Source organism: Enterococcus sp. 2201sp1_2201st1_C11_2201SCRN_220225, from assembly GCF_040925905.1.
GTDB classification, from domain to species: domain Bacteria; phylum Bacillota; class Bacilli; order Lactobacillales; family Enterococcaceae; genus Enterococcus_C; species Enterococcus_C asini_A.
The window spans coordinates 1-13,782 of record NZ_JBCOJC010000053.1 but is presented as its reverse complement, the minus strand read 5'-3'; the positions used below and the strand labels follow the sequence as shown (position 1 = coordinate 13,782).

Sequence of the window (13,782 nt, the reverse complement as noted above, 5' to 3'; positions counted from 1 at the left end):
CAGTTGAACGAACTTCCTTAGCACGAGCTTCGGTAGTGACAATGCGTTCGTTAATGATTAAATCGGTAGTCAAGTCACGCAACATCGCTTTACGTTGACTTGATGTGCGTCCTAATTTGCGGTAACTCACGTGGGTTTCCTCCTATTCCAAATTACTTCCTAATCGTCTTTACGTAATCCTAAGCCTAAGTCATGCAATTTTGCTTTGACTTCTTCTAAAGATTTCCGGCCCAAGTTACGAACTTTGATCATTTCAGGTTCGGACTTGTTGGTCAATTCTTGAACAGTATTGATGCCAGCACGTTTCAAACAATTGTAAGAACGAACGGATAAATCTAATTCTTCGATAGTCATTTCCAACATTTTTTCTTTTTGTGTTTCTTCTTTTTCAATCATGATTTCCACGTTTTTCGCTTCATCAGTCAGATTCACAAAAATATCTAAATGCTCAGTCATGATTTTCGCAGCTAGACTCATTGCTTCTAATGGCAAAATGGATCCGTCTGTCCAAATTTCCATGGTCAATTTATCGAAATCATCCCGACGTCCCACCCGTGTATTTTCTACTTGGTAGTTCACACGACGAACAGGGGTATAGATTGAATCAACTGGAAGTACACCAATTGGCATATCTTCTTTTTTGTTTTCATCAGCTTGGACATACCCACGACCAGGTTTGACAGTCAAACGAGCATGGAATGTTGCACCTTCAGAAACAGAGCAGATGTACATATCTTTATTCAAGATTTCCACATCGCTATCAACGATAATATCGCCTGCTGTGACTGTTGCCGGACCAGTAATATCGATTTCTAGGGTTTTTTCTTCTTGAGTGTACATCTTAAGGGCGAGGCCTTTGATGTTCAAGATGATCTGTGCCACGTCTTCCCGTACACCTTTGACAGTTGAGAATTCGTGTAAAACACCATCGATCTGGATGCTGGTGATTGCGGCACCAGGTAAAGAAGACAACAAAATACGACGCAGGGAATTACCTAAAGTCGTTCCATAGCCTCTTTCCAGAGGTTCTACGATGAACTTGCCATAGTCTTTTTCTTCATCAATCTTTGAGATTCTTGGTTTTTCGAATTCAATCATTCTTATCATTTACCCCTTTCAAAACGAAAAGTGTCTTGCTTAATGACGTTACTTTTAGCACTCAAATGAGCAGCACTCATTAAACACGACGGCGTTTTGGAGGGCGGCATCCATTGTGAGGAACTGGAGTTACGTCACGGATAGCAGTTACTTCTAAACCTGCTGCTTGTAATGCACGGATTGCTGCTTCACGTCCTGAACCAGGTCCTTTAACGGTTACTTCTACGGTTCTCAAACCATGTTCCATTGCTGCTTTAGTAGCTGTTTCAGCTGCCATTTGTGCGGCAAAAGGAGTAGATTTTTTGCTTCCTTTAAAGCCTAGAGAACCTGCTGATGACCACGCTAATGCGTTTCCGTGAACATCAGTGATCATAACGATTGTATTGTTGAATGTTGAGTGGATATGCGCGATACCAGCTTCAATATTCTTTTTCACACGGCGTTTGCGACTCACTTTTTTTGCTGCCATGAAGTTTAACCTCCTTCACTTAGAAATTATTTTTTCTTACCTGCCACTGTTTTAGAAGGGCCTTTACGAGTACGTGCATTGTTTTTCGTGTTTTGTCCACGAGTTGGCAATCCACGACGGTGACGGATACCACGGTAAGAACCGATTTCCATCAAACGTTTGATGTTCAAGTTCACTTCACGACGAAGATCCCCTTCAACTTTTAGCTTATCAACTTCCGCACGAATGGCGTCTGTTTGTTCGTTGGTAAGATCCCGAACACGAACGTCTTCAGAAACACCAGCGTTAGCCAATACTTGTTTCGCAGTGGTGTTCCCAATCCCATAAATATAAGTAAGGGAAATTACCACGCGTTTATCACGAGGAATATCTACTCCTGCAATACGAGCCATATTTTGTTACACCTCCGATTATCCTTGACGTTGTTTATGTTTTGGGTTTGCTGGGCAAATCACCATAACCCGGCCTTTACGACGGATTACTTTACAATGTTCGCACATTGGTTTTACTGATGGTCTTACTTTCATGATAATACCTCCTGTAGTTTTACGGAGTACAATTATTTAAAGCGATAAGTGATACGGCCACGGGAAAGATCATATGGAGAAAGTTCCACAGTTACTTTGTCCCCAGGTAAAATGCGGATATAATGCATCCGAATCTTGCCGGAAACGGTAGCCAACACTTGATGTCCGTTTTCCAACTCCACTTTAAACATTGCATTCGGCAAAGTTTCGACGACTGTACCTTCGATTTCGATCACATCTTCTTTTGCCACGCACAGTACCTCCTTGTACTTGTGATTTTCACACGATAAAATGGCGGAAACACTGTTCCCACCTAAGATTCTCAAAAAAGTTGCTCCTAGTTATTGCTAGAAGTCGGACTGACACATTGTATCACAAAATGTCAAACTTGACAAGAGAAAACTTTAAGGCTGCAAGTCGGTAACTGGCGATGTCGTTACTCGATGATTTTTTTAACATCGTTAAATACAGCATCGATTTCACGATCGCCATCAATAGACTGCAATAAACCTTGGTCTTTGTAATAGCTTAAGATCGGTTCACTACTTTTGATATTGACAGCAAGACGATTTTTGACCGTCTCAGGCTTATCATCTTCTCGTTGGTAAAATTCATGGCCACCGCAGCGATCACAAGTTCCTTCAACTTTGGTTGGGTTGAAGATTTTATGATAAGTCGCGCCACAGTTGCGACAAATGTAACGTCCAGCTAAACGTTCAACGAGAACTTCTTCAGGGACATGGATTTCAATCACAGCGTCTAACTTTTTATTGAGGTCCTTGAGCATTTGATCTAGCTCTTTGGCTTGATCCAATGTTCGTGGATATCCATCCAATAAAAAGCCAGCTTTTGTGTCAGGTTCAGCTAAACGTTCTTTGACGATGCCATTAGTCACCGCATCAGGAACGAGCTCCCCTTTGTCCATGTATGCTTTTGCTTCCAATCCAAGCTTGGTTTCTTTGGCAATAGCTGCCCGAAACATATCACCGGTGGAAATTTGGGGAATGTTATATTCAGCAACGATCCGTTCTGCTTGGGTACCTTTACCAGCACCTGGTAAACCCATCAATACAAGGTTCATGCTAATACTCCTCCTATTTTAAAAGGTGCAACGGTGTTGAGGAGAATCCTCAACCCGCCAACACATTAATTGTTAATAAAGCCAGTATATTTCCGTTTCAGCATTAAGCCTTCCAACTGTTTAGCAGTTTCTAAGGCCACACCGATTACGATCAATAAACTTGTTCCGCCTAACCCGATGGATTGAGGCAGATTCCAAATCATTTGTGCTACGATTGGTAACAATGCCACAAGTCCTAAAAAGACTGCTCCCACTGCACTCAAACGCATCAACAATCCAGAAACGTACTCTTCGGTTCCTTTACCTGGCCGCACACTTGGAATGTAGCTGCCTTGTTTTTGCAAGTTTTCCGCTAATTTCTCAGGGTTAACTTGTACAAAAGCGTAAAAGAACGTGAAAGCAACAATTAAGACGGTATAGATGATTGCACCTGGTACCGTATTGTAACTGAAGATTTGGGTCAAGACTTGATACCAATCTTTCCCTGCATTATTGCTAGCTACTGCCTGCAAAATAGCATTTGGTGTAGCAATAAAAGAGGAGGCAAAGATGACTGGGATAACCCCGGCAGCATTTACTTTAATTGGCAAATAGCTACTAGTAGGTGCTCCAGCAACTCGTTTGGTATATTGAATCGGAATTTTACGTTCTGCTTGTTGAACGTAGGTCACCAAGGTCACGATTACAAGAATCGCAATGACCAATAAAATCATAAAGATCGCGGATTTCCAGATTTCAGAAGATTCGATATTAATGAAGTAATCTTCAATCAAACCTTTAATATCTGTTGGCATCCGTGAGATGATTCCGGCAAAGATAATCATGGAGACGCCGTTCCCCACACCTTTTTCAGTAATTTGTTCTCCTAACCATGTGACAAACATGGTTCCAGCTGTCAAAATCAACCCAATGATCATGAAGTTTGTCACAGAAGTATCTGTTACAAATCCTAGCTGAGTGAAGGAGTTAAAGCCAAAGGTAATACCGATTGATTGGACAAAGCCCAAAACCAGCGTGAGTACGCGAGTCGCTTGATTTAATTTTCGGCGACCAACCTCGCCTTGTTTCGACCATTCCACAAACTTCGGCACGATATCCATCTGCAAGAGTTGGATGACGATTGAAGCTGTGATGTATGGTGAAACCCCCATGGCGAAAATCGAAAAGTTTTGCATGGCGCTACCACTTACGATATTCAACATATTTAGGAAAGGTAATTCCGAGATGGTTTGCAATCGACTGGCATCTACGCCCGGCACCGTAATATGGGCGCCTAAGCGAAAGACAAACAGTGCAAAGATCGTAAAGAAAAGTTTTGATCGAATCTCTTTTACTTTAAACGAGTCTCGCAACAGTTTAATCATTAGATCACCTCGATTGATCCGCCAGCAGCAACGATAGCTTCTTCAGCTGCCTTAGAGAATTTAGCTGCTTTCACAGTTAATTTCTTAGTCAGTTCTCCGTTAGCTAACACTTTGATTCCTGCTTTTTCGTTTTTAACAAAGCCAGCTTCTACTAAAGCAACAGGAGTTACTTCAGCACCGTCTTCAAAACGATTCAAGATATCTAAGTTGATTACTGCATATTCTTTACGGTTAATGTTAGTGAATCCACGTTTTGGCAAACGACGGAACAATGGAGTTTGTCCCCCTTCAAAGCCTAGACGTACACCACCGCCGGAACGGGATTTTTGCCCCTTTTGTCCACGGCCACTTGTTTTACCATTACCAGAAGATGTTCCTCGACCCACGCGGTTGCGTACTTGACGAGAGCCTTCTGAAGGTTTTAATTCATGAAGTTTCATAGGTTTGGCACCTCCTTAATCAAAATAGTTCAAAGTCAAATTAAACTTCTTCGACTTCTACCAAGTGAGAAATAGTGTTAACCATGCCTTTGATTGCTTCATTGGCAGGTTTCACTACTGTTGAGTTCATTTTTTTCAAACCTAGCGCTTTAACGGTGTCTCGTTGGTTTTGAGGACGTCCGATAACGCTGCGTTTCAAAGTAATTTTCAATTCAGCCATTATGTTTGTCCTCCTTATCCGATTAATTCGTCAACGGAAATGCCGCGAAGTTCTGCAACTTCTTCAGCCCGTTTCAAATCTTTCAAACCTTCAACGGTTGCCCGCACTACGTTGATTGGGGTGTTAGAACCCAATGATTTAGACGTAATATCGCCCACACCAGCTAATTCTAGGACCGCACGAACCGGACCACCAGCAGCTACTCCAGAACCTTCTACAGCAGGTTTCATCAAGATACGGCCGCCACCAAATACGCCGATGACTTCGTGAGGGATTGTAGAACCAACCATTGGTACTTCAACCAAGTTTTTCTTAGCAGCTTCAATAGCTTTGCGGATTGCTTCAGGTACTTCTTGTGCTTTACCAGTACCAAAGCCCACGTGACCGTTTTTGTCGCCAACGACTACTAAAGCCGCGAAACGCAAACGACGTCCACCTTTAACTACTTTGGTTACGCGGTTGATAGCAACAACGCGATCTTCCAATTCTAAATGATTTGGATCAATGTAAGTCATGAATGGTGTTCCTCCTTCTCTTAAAATTCAAGTCCATTTTCGCGTGCTGCTTCAGCTAAAGCTTGCACACGGCCATGGTAAAGGTATCCACCACGGTCAAAGACTACTTCTTTAACACCTTTTGCTGCAGCACGTTCTGCGACCAATTTCCCGACAGTTTGTGCTTGTTCAACTTTTGTTCCACCTGAAATTTCTTTATCCAAGGTAGAGGCACTTGCTAGCGTCACACCCGCTACGTCATCAATTACTTGTGCGTAGATGTTTTTGTTAGAACGGAAAACGTTCAAGCGTGGGCACTCAGCAGTACCAGAGATTTTGTTACGGACACGACGATGGCGCTTTTGACGTGTTTTGTTTTTATCTGGTTTTGTAATCACAATTGTCACCTCTTTATTTTTGCTGGCCTAGGCCGCGAATCGTAAACTAGGTTTACGATTATTTACCAGTTTTACCTTCTTTACGGCGTACGTATTCACCAACATAGCGAATCCCTTTGCCTTTGTAAGGTTCTGGAGGACGGACGCCACGAATGTTAGCAGCTAATTCGCCGACAACTTCTTTGTCCGAGCCTTTAACGATGATTGAAGTATTGTTTGGTACTTCAATTTCGATACCAGCTGGTGCATCGATTTCAACTGGATGAGAGTAACCAACGTTCAAGACAAGTTTTTTACCTTGTAATTGAGCACGGTACCCAACCCCTTGAAGTTCCAATGCTTTTTGGAATCCTTCCGAAACACCTACGACCATGTTGTTGAAGTTGGCCCGGGTAGTTCCGTGGATGGTTTTCATTTCTTTTGTGTCATTTGGACGTGTAAATGTCACTTCAGTTCCTTCGATATTCATTTCAATATCAGCAGAGAATTGACGAGTTAATTCACCCTTTGGTCCTTTGACTGTAACGTTGTGACCATCTTGCTTGATTTCAACACCAGCAGGAAGAACAACGATTTTATTACCGATACGACTCACTTGAAGACACCTCCTTGTGTAATTATTGGATTACCATACGTAAGCGACAACTTCGCCGCCAATATTTTTCGCCCGAGCTTCTTTGTCAGTGATAACACCTTCAGAAGTAGACAAGATTGCAATACCCAAACCGTTTAATACTTTTGGTACTTCGTCAGCTTTGACGTAAGCCCGCAAGCCTGGTTTAGAGATACGTTTCAAGTTGGTGATAACGCGTTCGCCATTGCGACCATATTTCAGGAAGACACGGATCACGCCTTGTTTGTCATCTTCGATATATTCAATATCACGGATGAATCCTTCTTTTTTAAGGATTTCAGCGATATCACGTTTGATTTTTGAAGCAGGCACTTCCAAAGATTCGTGTTTAACCATGTTGGCATTACGAATACGAGTTAGGAAATCTGCGATTGGATCTGTCATGACCATTGGATGATTTACCTCCTTTATGCGAGTTTTCTTGGTTTACCAGCTAGCTTTTTTCACGCCGGGAATTTGTCCTTTATAGGCAAGTTCGCGGAAGCAAATACGGCAAAGTTTGAATTTACGATAAACTGAATGTGGACGTCCGCAACGTTCGCACCGAGTGTATTCTTGGCTTGAGAATTTAGCTGGACGTTTGTTTTTAGCAATCATTGATTTTTTAGCCACGTAGTTCGCCTCCTTTTTTTATTTTGCAAATGGCATGCCTAGTTGCGTTAACAATTCACGAGATTCTTCGTCTGTTTGTGCAGTTGTCACAATTACGATGTCCATCCCGCGGACTTTATCTACCAAATCAAAATCAACTTCTGGGAAGATTAATTGTTCTTTGATACCTAAAGTATAGTTACCGCGACCATCAAATGCTTTTTTGCTGACGCCGTGGAAATCACGGACACGTGGTAAGGAAACAGTTACCAATTTATCAAGGAATTCATACATGCGTTCGCCACGTAAAGTAACTTTAGCCCCAATTGGCATACCTTCACGTAGACGGAAACCAGCGATTGATTTCTTAGCTTTGGTGATTAATGGTTTTTGACCAGAGATCAAAGCCAATTCTTCAACGGCTTTATCCAAGTTTTTAGCATTGGATACAGCATCGCCGACACCCATGTTGATAACGATTTTGTCAACTTTTGGTGCTTGCATTACTGAAGTGTAATTGAATTTTTCTGTCAAAGCCGGAACGACTTCTTTAGTATATTTTTCTTTCAGGCGGTTCATTCGTTTGCTCCTCCTTTCTTAAGTGTGATTATTTGTCGAGAACTTCGCCGGTTTTTTTAGCAACGCGGACTTTTTTACCGTCAACTTCTTTGTAGCCGACACGGGTAGCTTGACCGTTTGAAGGATCAATCACCATCACGTTGGAAACATGAATTGGTGCTTCGACTTCAAGGATCCCACCTTGAGGAGCAGCTTGAGAAGGTTTTTGGTGTTTTTTCATCACGTTAACACCTTCGACAATCACTTTATCTTTCTTAGGAAACGCTGCAAGCACAACGCCTTCTTTGTTTTTGTCTTTACCAGTGATAACTTTTACTTTATCGCCTTTTTTTACAAACATTACTGTTTCGCACCTCCTTTGGTAATAGATACAAATTACAATACTTCTGGTGCTAAGGAAACGATCTTCATGAAGTTGTTTTCACGCAATTCACGGGCCACAGGGCCAAAGATCCGAGTTCCACGAGGGCTCTTATCGTCACGGATAATAACCGCAGCATTTTCATCAAATTTAATGTAAGAACCGTCTGTACGACGAGCTCCTGTTTTAGTACGAACGATAACGGCTTTTACCACGTCACCTTTTTTGACAACTCCACCTGGCGTTGCTTGTTTAACCGAAGCAACAATGACGTCCCCGATATTTGCAGTCTTGCGGCCTGAACCACCAAGAACTTTAATCGTAAGGATTTCCCGGGCACCTGAGTTGTCCGCAACTTTTAAGCGGCTTTCTGCTTGGATCACGATGTGTATCCTCCTTTCAGGTTTGCATCACTCTATATGGGAAAGTATCCGTGATTAGATAACCACTGCTTTTTCAACAATATCAACCAAACGGAAACGTTTAGTAGCTGATAATGGACGAGTTTCCATAATGCGCACGATATCGCCAACTTTTGCTTCGTTGTTTTCATCGTGAGCTTTGTATTTCTTAGAGTAGTTCATGCGTTTGCCGTAGATAGGGTGATTCTTTTTGGTTTCAACCACTACAGTGATGGTTTTATCCATTTTGTCAGATACCACGCGACCTTGGTAAACTTTGCGTTGATTTCTTTCTTCAGTCATACGCTAAATGGCCTCCTTCCACTATTACTTAGATTGTTCACGCAAAACAGTTTTGATGCGTGCAATCGATTTGCGAACTTCTTGGATACGTGCAGTGTTTTCTAATTGACCGGTTGCTAGTTGGAATCGCAAGTTGAACAATTCTTCCTTCAATTGCTTTTCTTGATCAAGCATTTCGGCAGTGGTTAATTCTCTGATTTCTTTAACCTTCATTCGATTCACCACCCATTTCCTCACGTTTTACGATTTTAGTCTTGATTGGCAACTTGTGAGATGCAAGACGTAATGCTTCACGAGCAACTTCTTCAGGAACCCCAGCGATTTCAAACATGATTTTGCCACGTTTAACTGGTGATACCCAGCCTTCAGGAGCCCCTTTACCAGAACCCATCCGGACGCCGATTGCTTTTGCCGTGTATGATTTGTGAGGGAAAATTTTGATCCATACTTTCCCGCCACGTTTCATGTAACGAGTCATAGCGATACGAGCCGCTTCAATTTGGCGGTTAGTAATCCAGTGAGATTCAACAGCTTGTAAGCCGTATTCACCGAAAGCTACTTCTTTACCGCCTTTAGCTTCGCCCCGCATTTTGCCCCGGAACTCACGACGGTGTTTCACACGTTTAGGTACTAACATGTTTATTTCCCTCCTTTCTCAGTGTTTTGAACGTTCTTTTTCGCTGGCAAGATTTCGCCGCGGTAGATCCACACTTTCACTCCTAATTTTCCGTAGGTAGTGTTTGCTTCTTCCCATGCGTAGTCGATGTCGGCACGCAATGTATGAAGAGGAACAGTTCCTTCTGAATAACCTTCAGAACGAGCGATATCAGCACCGTTCAAACGGCCAGATACCATAGTTTTAATCCCTTTAGCGCCTGAACGCATTGTGCGTTGGATCGCTTGTTTTTGTGCGCGACGGAATGCCACACGGTTTTCTAATTGACGGGCAATACCTTCGCCAACTAATTTTGCATCAAGATCTGGTTTTTTGATTTCCACGATGTTGATGTGAACTCGTTTACCAGTCAATTTGTTTAATTCTTTTCTTAGGTTTTCGACTTCAGAACCGCCTTTACCGATCACCATACCTGGTTTAGCTGTGTGAATTGAAACATTTACGCGATTTGCAGCGCGTTCGATTTCAACTTTAGACACAGCGGCATCAGCAAGTTTGGTCGCAATAAATTTGCGGATTCTTAAATCTTCGTGTAGGAATTCGCCGTATTCTTTTTCAGCATACCATTTTGCATCCCAGTCACGGATGATGCCAACACGCATTCCAATTGGATTTACTTTTTGACCCACTGAATGTCCCTCCTTATTTTTCTGATACGACTACAGTAATATGACTTGTCCGTTTGTTGATTGGTGAAGCAGAACCTTTCGCCCGAGGACGGAAACGTTTCATAGTAGGTCCTTCGTTTACGAAGGCTTCAGAAACGATTAGGTTTTCAACATCTAAGTCAAAGTTATTTTCTGCATTCGCTACTGCTGACATCAAAACTTTTTCGATGATTCCGGCAGCTTTATTTGGTGTAAACTTCAAGATTGCAATTGCTTCTCCAACGTTTTTCCCGCGAATCAAATCGATCACTAGACGGGATTTGCGAGGAGAGACGCGAACTGTTTTCGCAGTTGCTCTTGCTGATGTGATTTGTTCAGCCATTTGAAAATCCTCCTCTCAAATTTAACGTTTGGTTTTCTTATCGTCGGCAGCGTGGCCACGGTAAGTTCTAGATGGTGCGAATTCACCTAATTTATGTCCTACCATGTCTTCTTGGATGTAAACAGGAACGTGTTTACGCCCATCATAGACAGCGATAGTGAAACCGATGAAGTTCGGGAAAATTGTGGAACGACGAGACCAAGTTTTGATAACTTTTTTCTTTTCGGCGCCTTCTTGCGCTTCAACCTTTTTCATCAAATGTTCATCGACGAAAGGTCCTTTTTTCAAACTACGACCCATGGTGACCCTCCTTTACAAAATGTAGACATATGGTCAAGCAGATTATTTAGCTTTACGACGACGAACGATAAGTTTGTCGGATTTCGCTTTTTTATCCCGAGTCTTGTAACCCAATGCAGGTTGACCCCAAGGAGATACTGGCGCTTTACGTCCGATTGGTGCTTTACCTTCACCACCACCGTGTGGGTGATCGTTAGGGTTCATTACGCTACCACGAACGGTAGGACGTTTACGCATCCAACGAGAACGACCAGCTTTACCGATGTTGATCAATTCGTGTTGTTCGTTACCAACAGCACCGATCGTAGCACGGCAAGTAGCCAAAATCATACGAACTTCGCCAGAGTTCAAGCGAATCAATACGTATTTGCCTTCTTTACCTAATACTTGAGCGCTAGTACCAGCAGAACGGATTAATTGTCCGCCTTTACCTGGTTTCATTTCAATGTTGTGGACAACAGTACCAACTGGAATGTTTGCCAATGGTAATGCGTTGCCGACTTTAATATCCGCTTCTGGACCAGATACAACGGTCATGCCAACTTCTAGTCCTTTTGGTGCTAAGATGTAAGTTTTAACCCCATCTGTATAGTGCAGCAACGCGATGTTTGCTGAACGGTTTGGATCATATTCAATGGTTTTAACAACAGCGACAACATTGTCTTTATTACGTTTGAAGTCGATCAAACGGTATTGACGTTTGTGACCGCCACCTTGGTGACGTACAGTGATGCGCCCGTTGTTGTTACGACCGGCATTATTTTTCAATGGTGCCAACAAAGTCTTCTCTGGTGTAGATGTAGTAATCTCAGCAAAGTCAGAGCTTGTCATGTTACGACGACCATTTGAGGTAGGTTTGTACTTTTTAATCGCCACGTCTGTTTCCCTCCTATGGTTTAATTTGGGACGCTTTATTCAGCGTCGAATAATTGAATGTCTTTAGAATCAGCGGTCAAAGCCACGATTGCTTTCCGACGTTTTTTAGTGTAACCAGCATATTTACCCATGCGTTTGAATTTAGGACGCACGTTGATGATGTTCACATTGGCAACTTTGACACCATCAAAAGCTGCTTCAACAGCTTGTTTTACTAAAGTTTTGTTTGCGCGAGTGTCCACTTCAAAAGTGTATTTCTTTTCGTCCATAGCAAGCATGGATTTTTCAGTGATCACTGGGCGTTTGATAACGTCTAGTAAGTTCATTATGCAAGCACCTCCTCGATCTGAGTAAGAGCAGTTTGAGTTGCTAACATTTTATCGCTAGAAACAATGTCAAGAACGCTGATGTTGTTAGCAGGAACAACAGTTACGTTTGGCAAGTTACGAGCAGACAATGTAGCAAAATCGTTGTCAGCTTCTACAACAACTAAGACTTTGCTGTCGATTGCTAGGTTAGCAAGCACTTGTTTGAATTCTTTAGTTTTTGGAGCGTCGAAGCTTAAAGCATCAACCGCAACCAAGTTATTTGTAGCAACTTTTTCTGACAATACAGATTTCATTGCTAGGCGACGAACTTTCTTAGGCAATTTGTAGCTGTAAGAACGTGGTGTTGGTCCGAAGACTACGCCACCTCCGCGCCATTGTGGTGAACGGATTGAACCTTGACGGGCACGGCCAGTACCTTTTTGGCGCCATGGTTTACGGCCACCACCGGATACTGCACTACGGTTTTTAACCGCGTGTGAGCCTTGACGCAATGAAGCGCGTTGCATGATGATTGCATCATAGACAACTGATTCATTAGGTTCGATTCCGAAGATTTCTTCTTTCAATGTGATTTCGCCGTTTTGGCTTCCATCTTGTTTGAATAATGCTACGTTAGGCATTCCTTAGTTCCTCCTTCCGTCTCGTTTATTTTGCTTTAACAGCGGATTTAATGGTAATCAATGATTTTTTCGCGCCTGGTACATTACCTTTAATCAAGATAACGTTACGTTCAGCATCAACCCGAACAATTTCAAGATTTTGCATTGTTACACGGTTGCCGCCCATACGACCAGCCAAGTGTTTGTTTTTGAAGACCCGGTTAGGTGCTACTGGACCCATTGAACCAGGACGACGGTGGTAACGAGAACCGTGAGCCATTGGGCCGCGGCTTTGTCCGTGACGTTTGATAACGCCTTGGAATCCTTTACCTTTTGAAGTCCCTGTAACATCAACGACATCGCCTGCAGCGAATACGTCAACTTTGATTTCTGATCCAACTTCTAAGCCCTCAAGCTCGACATTCTTGAATTCGCGAATGAAGCGCTTAGGAGCCGTGTTTGCTTTTGCAACATGACCTTTCGCAGGTTTGTTAGACAAAACTTCACGCATATCTTGGTAACCGACTTGAACTGCTGAGTAACCATCGTTTTCGACAGTTTTCAATTGAAGAACTACGTTTGGCGTAGCTTCGACAACTGTCACAGGGATCAATTCGCCAGATTCAGTGAAGATTTGAGTCATTCCCACTTTTTTCCCTAAGATTCCTTTGGTCATGATTACACCTCCATCTTTTTAATAATTATAGTTTGATTTCAATGTTTACACCGCTTGGTAAGTCAAGCTTCATCAAAGCATCAACTGTTTTTGGTGTAGGATTCACAATGTCGATTAGACGTTTGTGAGTACGCATTTCGAATTGTTCGCGAGAATCTTTGTATTTATGAGTCGCGCGGATAACAGTGTACAAGCTGCGTTCAGTTGGCAATGGAATTGGACCTGACACAGAAGCCCCAGTTCTCTTTGCCGTTTCAACGATCTTGTCCGCGGATTGGTCTAAAATACGGTGTTCATACGCTTTTAATCGGATACGAATTTTTTGTTTTGCCATTGTTTTCCCTCCTTCGCCTATTTTAAAAAGTAGACATGGCTC

General features: G+C 42.6%; 29 protein-coding genes. All 29 read right to left on the bottom strand.

The window, feature by feature from the left end; genetic code table 11:
• The coding region (locus AB5754_RS11625) for a L17 family ribosomal protein (protein ID WP_368259607.1) at positions 1–130 on the bottom strand (130 nt) is incomplete at its 3' end.
• A 29-nt stretch (positions 131–159) separates the two neighbouring features.
• A complete protein-coding gene (locus AB5754_RS11620) occupies positions 160–1,098 on the bottom strand; it encodes a DNA-directed RNA polymerase subunit alpha (protein WP_118339421.1) in 939 nt (312 codons plus the stop codon).
• A 79-nt stretch (positions 1,099–1,177) separates the two neighbouring features.
• Entirely contained in the window at positions 1,178–1,567 is a 390-nt protein-coding gene (gene rpsK / locus AB5754_RS11615) for a 30S ribosomal protein S11 (RefSeq protein ID WP_010754742.1), read from the bottom strand.
• Between the two features lie 26 nt (positions 1,568–1,593).
• Positions 1,594–1,959 carry a 30S ribosomal protein S13 gene (gene rpsM, locus AB5754_RS11610; protein WP_311833803.1) on the bottom strand — a complete coding sequence of 122 codons (366 nt, stop codon included), beginning with the start codon at positions 1,957–1,959 and terminating at the stop codon, positions 1,594–1,596.
• Between the two features lie 18 nt (positions 1,960–1,977).
• A complete protein-coding gene (gene rpmJ / locus AB5754_RS11605; protein ID WP_002288710.1) occupies positions 1,978–2,094 on the bottom strand; it encodes a 50S ribosomal protein L36 in 117 nt (38 codons plus the stop codon).
• Positions 2,095–2,126: 32 nt separating this feature from the next.
• A complete protein-coding gene (infA, locus tag AB5754_RS11600) occupies positions 2,127–2,345 on the bottom strand; it encodes a translation initiation factor IF-1 (RefSeq protein ID WP_010754744.1) in 219 nt (72 codons plus the stop codon).
• 185 nt (positions 2,346–2,530) lie between these two features.
• Positions 2,531–3,175 carry an adenylate kinase gene (locus tag AB5754_RS11595; RefSeq protein WP_311833802.1) on the bottom strand — a complete coding sequence of 215 codons (645 nt, stop codon included), beginning with the start codon at positions 3,173–3,175 and terminating at the stop codon, positions 2,531–2,533.
• Between the two features lie 65 nt (positions 3,176–3,240).
• Positions 3,241–4,539 (bottom strand): preprotein translocase subunit SecY, encoded by a 1,299-nt coding sequence (secY, locus tag AB5754_RS11590; RefSeq protein ID WP_311833801.1) that lies wholly within the window; start codon positions 4,537–4,539, stop codon positions 3,241–3,243.
• Entirely contained in the window at positions 4,539–4,979 is a 441-nt protein-coding gene (gene rplO / locus AB5754_RS11585; protein ID WP_311833800.1) for a 50S ribosomal protein L15, read from the bottom strand. The genes secY and rplO overlap by 1 nt, the downstream gene beginning before the upstream one ends.
• Positions 4,980–5,019: 40 nt before the next feature.
• Positions 5,020–5,199: a 50S ribosomal protein L30 gene (gene rpmD, locus AB5754_RS11580; protein ID WP_311833799.1), complete on the bottom strand. Its 180-nt coding sequence runs from the start codon at positions 5,197–5,199 to the stop codon at positions 5,020–5,022.
• 14 nt (positions 5,200–5,213) lie between these two features.
• Positions 5,214–5,714 carry a 30S ribosomal protein S5 gene (gene rpsE, locus AB5754_RS11575; protein WP_311833798.1) on the bottom strand — a complete coding sequence of 167 codons (501 nt, stop codon included), beginning with the start codon at positions 5,712–5,714 and terminating at the stop codon, positions 5,214–5,216.
• Positions 5,715–5,734: 20 nt separating this feature from the next.
• On the bottom strand, positions 5,735–6,091 hold the full coding sequence (gene rplR / locus AB5754_RS11570) for a 50S ribosomal protein L18 (RefSeq protein ID WP_311833797.1): 357 nt from the start codon (positions 6,089–6,091) through the stop codon (positions 5,735–5,737).
• Between the two features lie 58 nt (positions 6,092–6,149).
• Positions 6,150–6,686 (bottom strand): 50S ribosomal protein L6, encoded by a 537-nt coding sequence (gene rplF, locus AB5754_RS11565; protein ID WP_311833796.1) that lies wholly within the window; start codon positions 6,684–6,686, stop codon positions 6,150–6,152.
• Positions 6,687–6,716: 30 nt separating this feature from the next.
• Positions 6,717–7,115, bottom strand: a complete 399-nt coding sequence (gene rpsH, locus AB5754_RS11560) for a 30S ribosomal protein S8 (RefSeq protein WP_311833795.1) — start codon at positions 7,113–7,115, stop codon at positions 6,717–6,719.
• 36 nt (positions 7,116–7,151) lie between these two features.
• Positions 7,152–7,337 carry a type Z 30S ribosomal protein S14 gene (locus tag AB5754_RS11555; RefSeq protein ID WP_010754753.1) on the bottom strand — a complete coding sequence of 62 codons (186 nt, stop codon included), beginning with the start codon at positions 7,335–7,337 and terminating at the stop codon, positions 7,152–7,154.
• Positions 7,338–7,355: 18 nt separating this feature from the next.
• On the bottom strand, positions 7,356–7,895 hold the full coding sequence (rplE, locus tag AB5754_RS11550; RefSeq protein WP_311833794.1) for a 50S ribosomal protein L5: 540 nt from the start codon (positions 7,893–7,895) through the stop codon (positions 7,356–7,358).
• 28 nt (positions 7,896–7,923) lie between these two features.
• Entirely contained in the window at positions 7,924–8,235 is a 312-nt protein-coding gene (gene rplX, locus AB5754_RS11545; RefSeq protein WP_311833793.1) for a 50S ribosomal protein L24, read from the bottom strand.
• A 35-nt stretch (positions 8,236–8,270) separates the two neighbouring features.
• Positions 8,271–8,639 (bottom strand): 50S ribosomal protein L14, encoded by a 369-nt coding sequence (rplN, locus tag AB5754_RS11540; protein ID WP_010754756.1) that lies wholly within the window; start codon positions 8,637–8,639, stop codon positions 8,271–8,273.
• Positions 8,640–8,693: 54 nt separating this feature from the next.
• Positions 8,694–8,960: a 30S ribosomal protein S17 gene (gene rpsQ, locus AB5754_RS11535; protein WP_010754757.1), complete on the bottom strand. Its 267-nt coding sequence runs from the start codon at positions 8,958–8,960 to the stop codon at positions 8,694–8,696.
• A 24-nt stretch (positions 8,961–8,984) separates the two neighbouring features.
• A complete protein-coding gene (gene rpmC, locus AB5754_RS11530; protein WP_010754758.1) occupies positions 8,985–9,173 on the bottom strand; it encodes a 50S ribosomal protein L29 in 189 nt (62 codons plus the stop codon).
• Positions 9,163–9,597, bottom strand: coding sequence for a 50S ribosomal protein L16 (gene rplP / locus AB5754_RS11525; RefSeq protein ID WP_010754759.1), 435 nt, complete (start codon positions 9,595–9,597; stop codon positions 9,163–9,165). Before rplP ends, rpmC begins: the two co-directional genes overlap by 11 nt.
• 2 nt (positions 9,598–9,599) lie before the next feature.
• On the bottom strand, positions 9,600–10,265 hold the full coding sequence (gene rpsC, locus AB5754_RS11520; RefSeq protein WP_311833792.1) for a 30S ribosomal protein S3: 666 nt from the start codon (positions 10,263–10,265) through the stop codon (positions 9,600–9,602).
• Positions 10,266–10,278: 13 nt separating this feature from the next.
• A complete protein-coding gene (gene rplV, locus AB5754_RS11515; protein ID WP_010754761.1) occupies positions 10,279–10,626 on the bottom strand; it encodes a 50S ribosomal protein L22 in 348 nt (115 codons plus the stop codon).
• Positions 10,627–10,647: 21 nt separating this feature from the next.
• Positions 10,648–10,926 (bottom strand): 30S ribosomal protein S19, encoded by a 279-nt coding sequence (gene rpsS, locus AB5754_RS11510; RefSeq protein ID WP_118339427.1) that lies wholly within the window; start codon positions 10,924–10,926, stop codon positions 10,648–10,650.
• A gap of 42 nt (positions 10,927–10,968) precedes the next feature.
• Entirely contained in the window at positions 10,969–11,802 is an 834-nt protein-coding gene (rplB, locus tag AB5754_RS11505; RefSeq protein ID WP_311833791.1) for a 50S ribosomal protein L2, read from the bottom strand.
• A 35-nt stretch (positions 11,803–11,837) separates the two neighbouring features.
• Entirely contained in the window at positions 11,838–12,128 is a 291-nt protein-coding gene (locus AB5754_RS11500) for a 50S ribosomal protein L23 (RefSeq protein ID WP_010754764.1), read from the bottom strand.
• On the bottom strand, positions 12,128–12,751 hold the full coding sequence (rplD, locus tag AB5754_RS11495; protein ID WP_368250527.1) for a 50S ribosomal protein L4: 624 nt from the start codon (positions 12,749–12,751) through the stop codon (positions 12,128–12,130). The genes AB5754_RS11500 and rplD overlap by 1 nt, the downstream gene beginning before the upstream one ends.
• 25 nt (positions 12,752–12,776) lie before the next feature.
• Complete coding sequence (gene rplC, locus AB5754_RS11490) at positions 12,777–13,406, bottom strand: 50S ribosomal protein L3 (RefSeq protein WP_311833788.1); 630 nt, start codon at positions 13,404–13,406, stop codon at positions 12,777–12,779.
• 25 nt (positions 13,407–13,431) lie between these two features.
• Positions 13,432–13,740 carry a 30S ribosomal protein S10 gene (gene rpsJ, locus AB5754_RS11485; protein ID WP_005880808.1) on the bottom strand — a complete coding sequence of 103 codons (309 nt, stop codon included), beginning with the start codon at positions 13,738–13,740 and terminating at the stop codon, positions 13,432–13,434.
• Between the last annotated feature and the right edge of the window lie 42 nt (positions 13,741–13,782).

Coding starts and splice junctions, on each gene's coding strand:
- AB5754_RS11620 (WP_118339421.1), bottom strand. CDS start 1,098: ATGATTGAATTCGAAAAACCAAGAATCTCAAAGATTGATGAAGAAAAA.
- rpsK (WP_010754742.1), bottom strand. CDS start 1,567: ATGGCAGCAAAAAAAGTGAGTCGCAAACGCCGTGTGAAAAAGAATATT.
- rpsM (WP_311833803.1), bottom strand. CDS start 1,959: ATGGCTCGTATTGCAGGAGTAGATATTCCTCGTGATAAACGCGTGGTA.
- rpmJ (WP_002288710.1), bottom strand. CDS start 2,094: ATGAAAGTAAGACCATCAGTAAAACCAATGTGCGAACATTGTAAAGTA.
- AB5754_RS11595 (WP_311833802.1), bottom strand. CDS start 3,175: ATGAACCTTGTATTGATGGGTTTACCAGGTGCTGGTAAAGGTACCCAA.
- secY (WP_311833801.1), bottom strand. CDS start 4,539: ATGATTAAACTGTTGCGAGACTCGTTTAAAGTAAAAGAGATTCGATCA.
- rplO (WP_311833800.1), bottom strand. CDS start 4,979: ATGAAACTTCATGAATTAAAACCTTCAGAAGGCTCTCGTCAAGTACGC.
- rpmD (WP_311833799.1), bottom strand. CDS start 5,199: ATGGCTGAATTGAAAATTACTTTGAAACGCAGCGTTATCGGACGTCCT.
- rpsE (WP_311833798.1), bottom strand. CDS start 5,714: ATGACTTACATTGATCCAAATCATTTAGAATTGGAAGATCGCGTTGTT.
- rpsH (WP_311833795.1), bottom strand. CDS start 7,115: ATGGTCATGACAGATCCAATCGCAGATTTCCTAACTCGTATTCGTAAT.
- rplE (WP_311833794.1), bottom strand. CDS start 7,895: ATGAACCGCCTGAAAGAAAAATATACTAAAGAAGTCGTTCCGGCTTTG.
- rplX (WP_311833793.1), bottom strand. CDS start 8,235: ATGTTTGTAAAAAAAGGCGATAAAGTAAAAGTTATCACTGGTAAAGAC.
- rpsQ (WP_010754757.1), bottom strand. CDS start 8,960: ATGACTGAAGAAAGAAATCAACGCAAAGTTTACCAAGGTCGCGTGGTA.
- rpmC (WP_010754758.1), bottom strand. CDS start 9,173: ATGAAGGTTAAAGAAATCAGAGAATTAACCACTGCCGAAATGCTTGAT.
- rplP (WP_010754759.1), bottom strand. CDS start 9,597: ATGTTAGTACCTAAACGTGTGAAACACCGTCGTGAGTTCCGGGGCAAA.
- rplV (WP_010754761.1), bottom strand. CDS start 10,626: ATGGCTGAACAAATCACATCAGCAAGAGCAACTGCGAAAACAGTTCGC.
- rpsS (WP_118339427.1), bottom strand. CDS start 10,926: ATGGGTCGTAGTTTGAAAAAAGGACCTTTCGTCGATGAACATTTGATG.
- AB5754_RS11500 (WP_010754764.1), bottom strand. CDS start 12,128: ATGAACTTACTAGACGTTATCAAACGCCCAGTGATCACTGAAAAATCC.
- rplD (WP_368250527.1), bottom strand. CDS start 12,751: ATGCCTAACGTAGCATTATTCAAACAAGATGGAAGCCAAAACGGCGAA.
- rplC (WP_311833788.1), bottom strand. CDS start 13,406: ATGACCAAAGGAATCTTAGGGAAAAAAGTGGGAATGACTCAAATCTTC.
- rpsJ (WP_005880808.1), bottom strand. CDS start 13,740: ATGGCAAAACAAAAAATTCGTATCCGATTAAAAGCGTATGAACACCGT.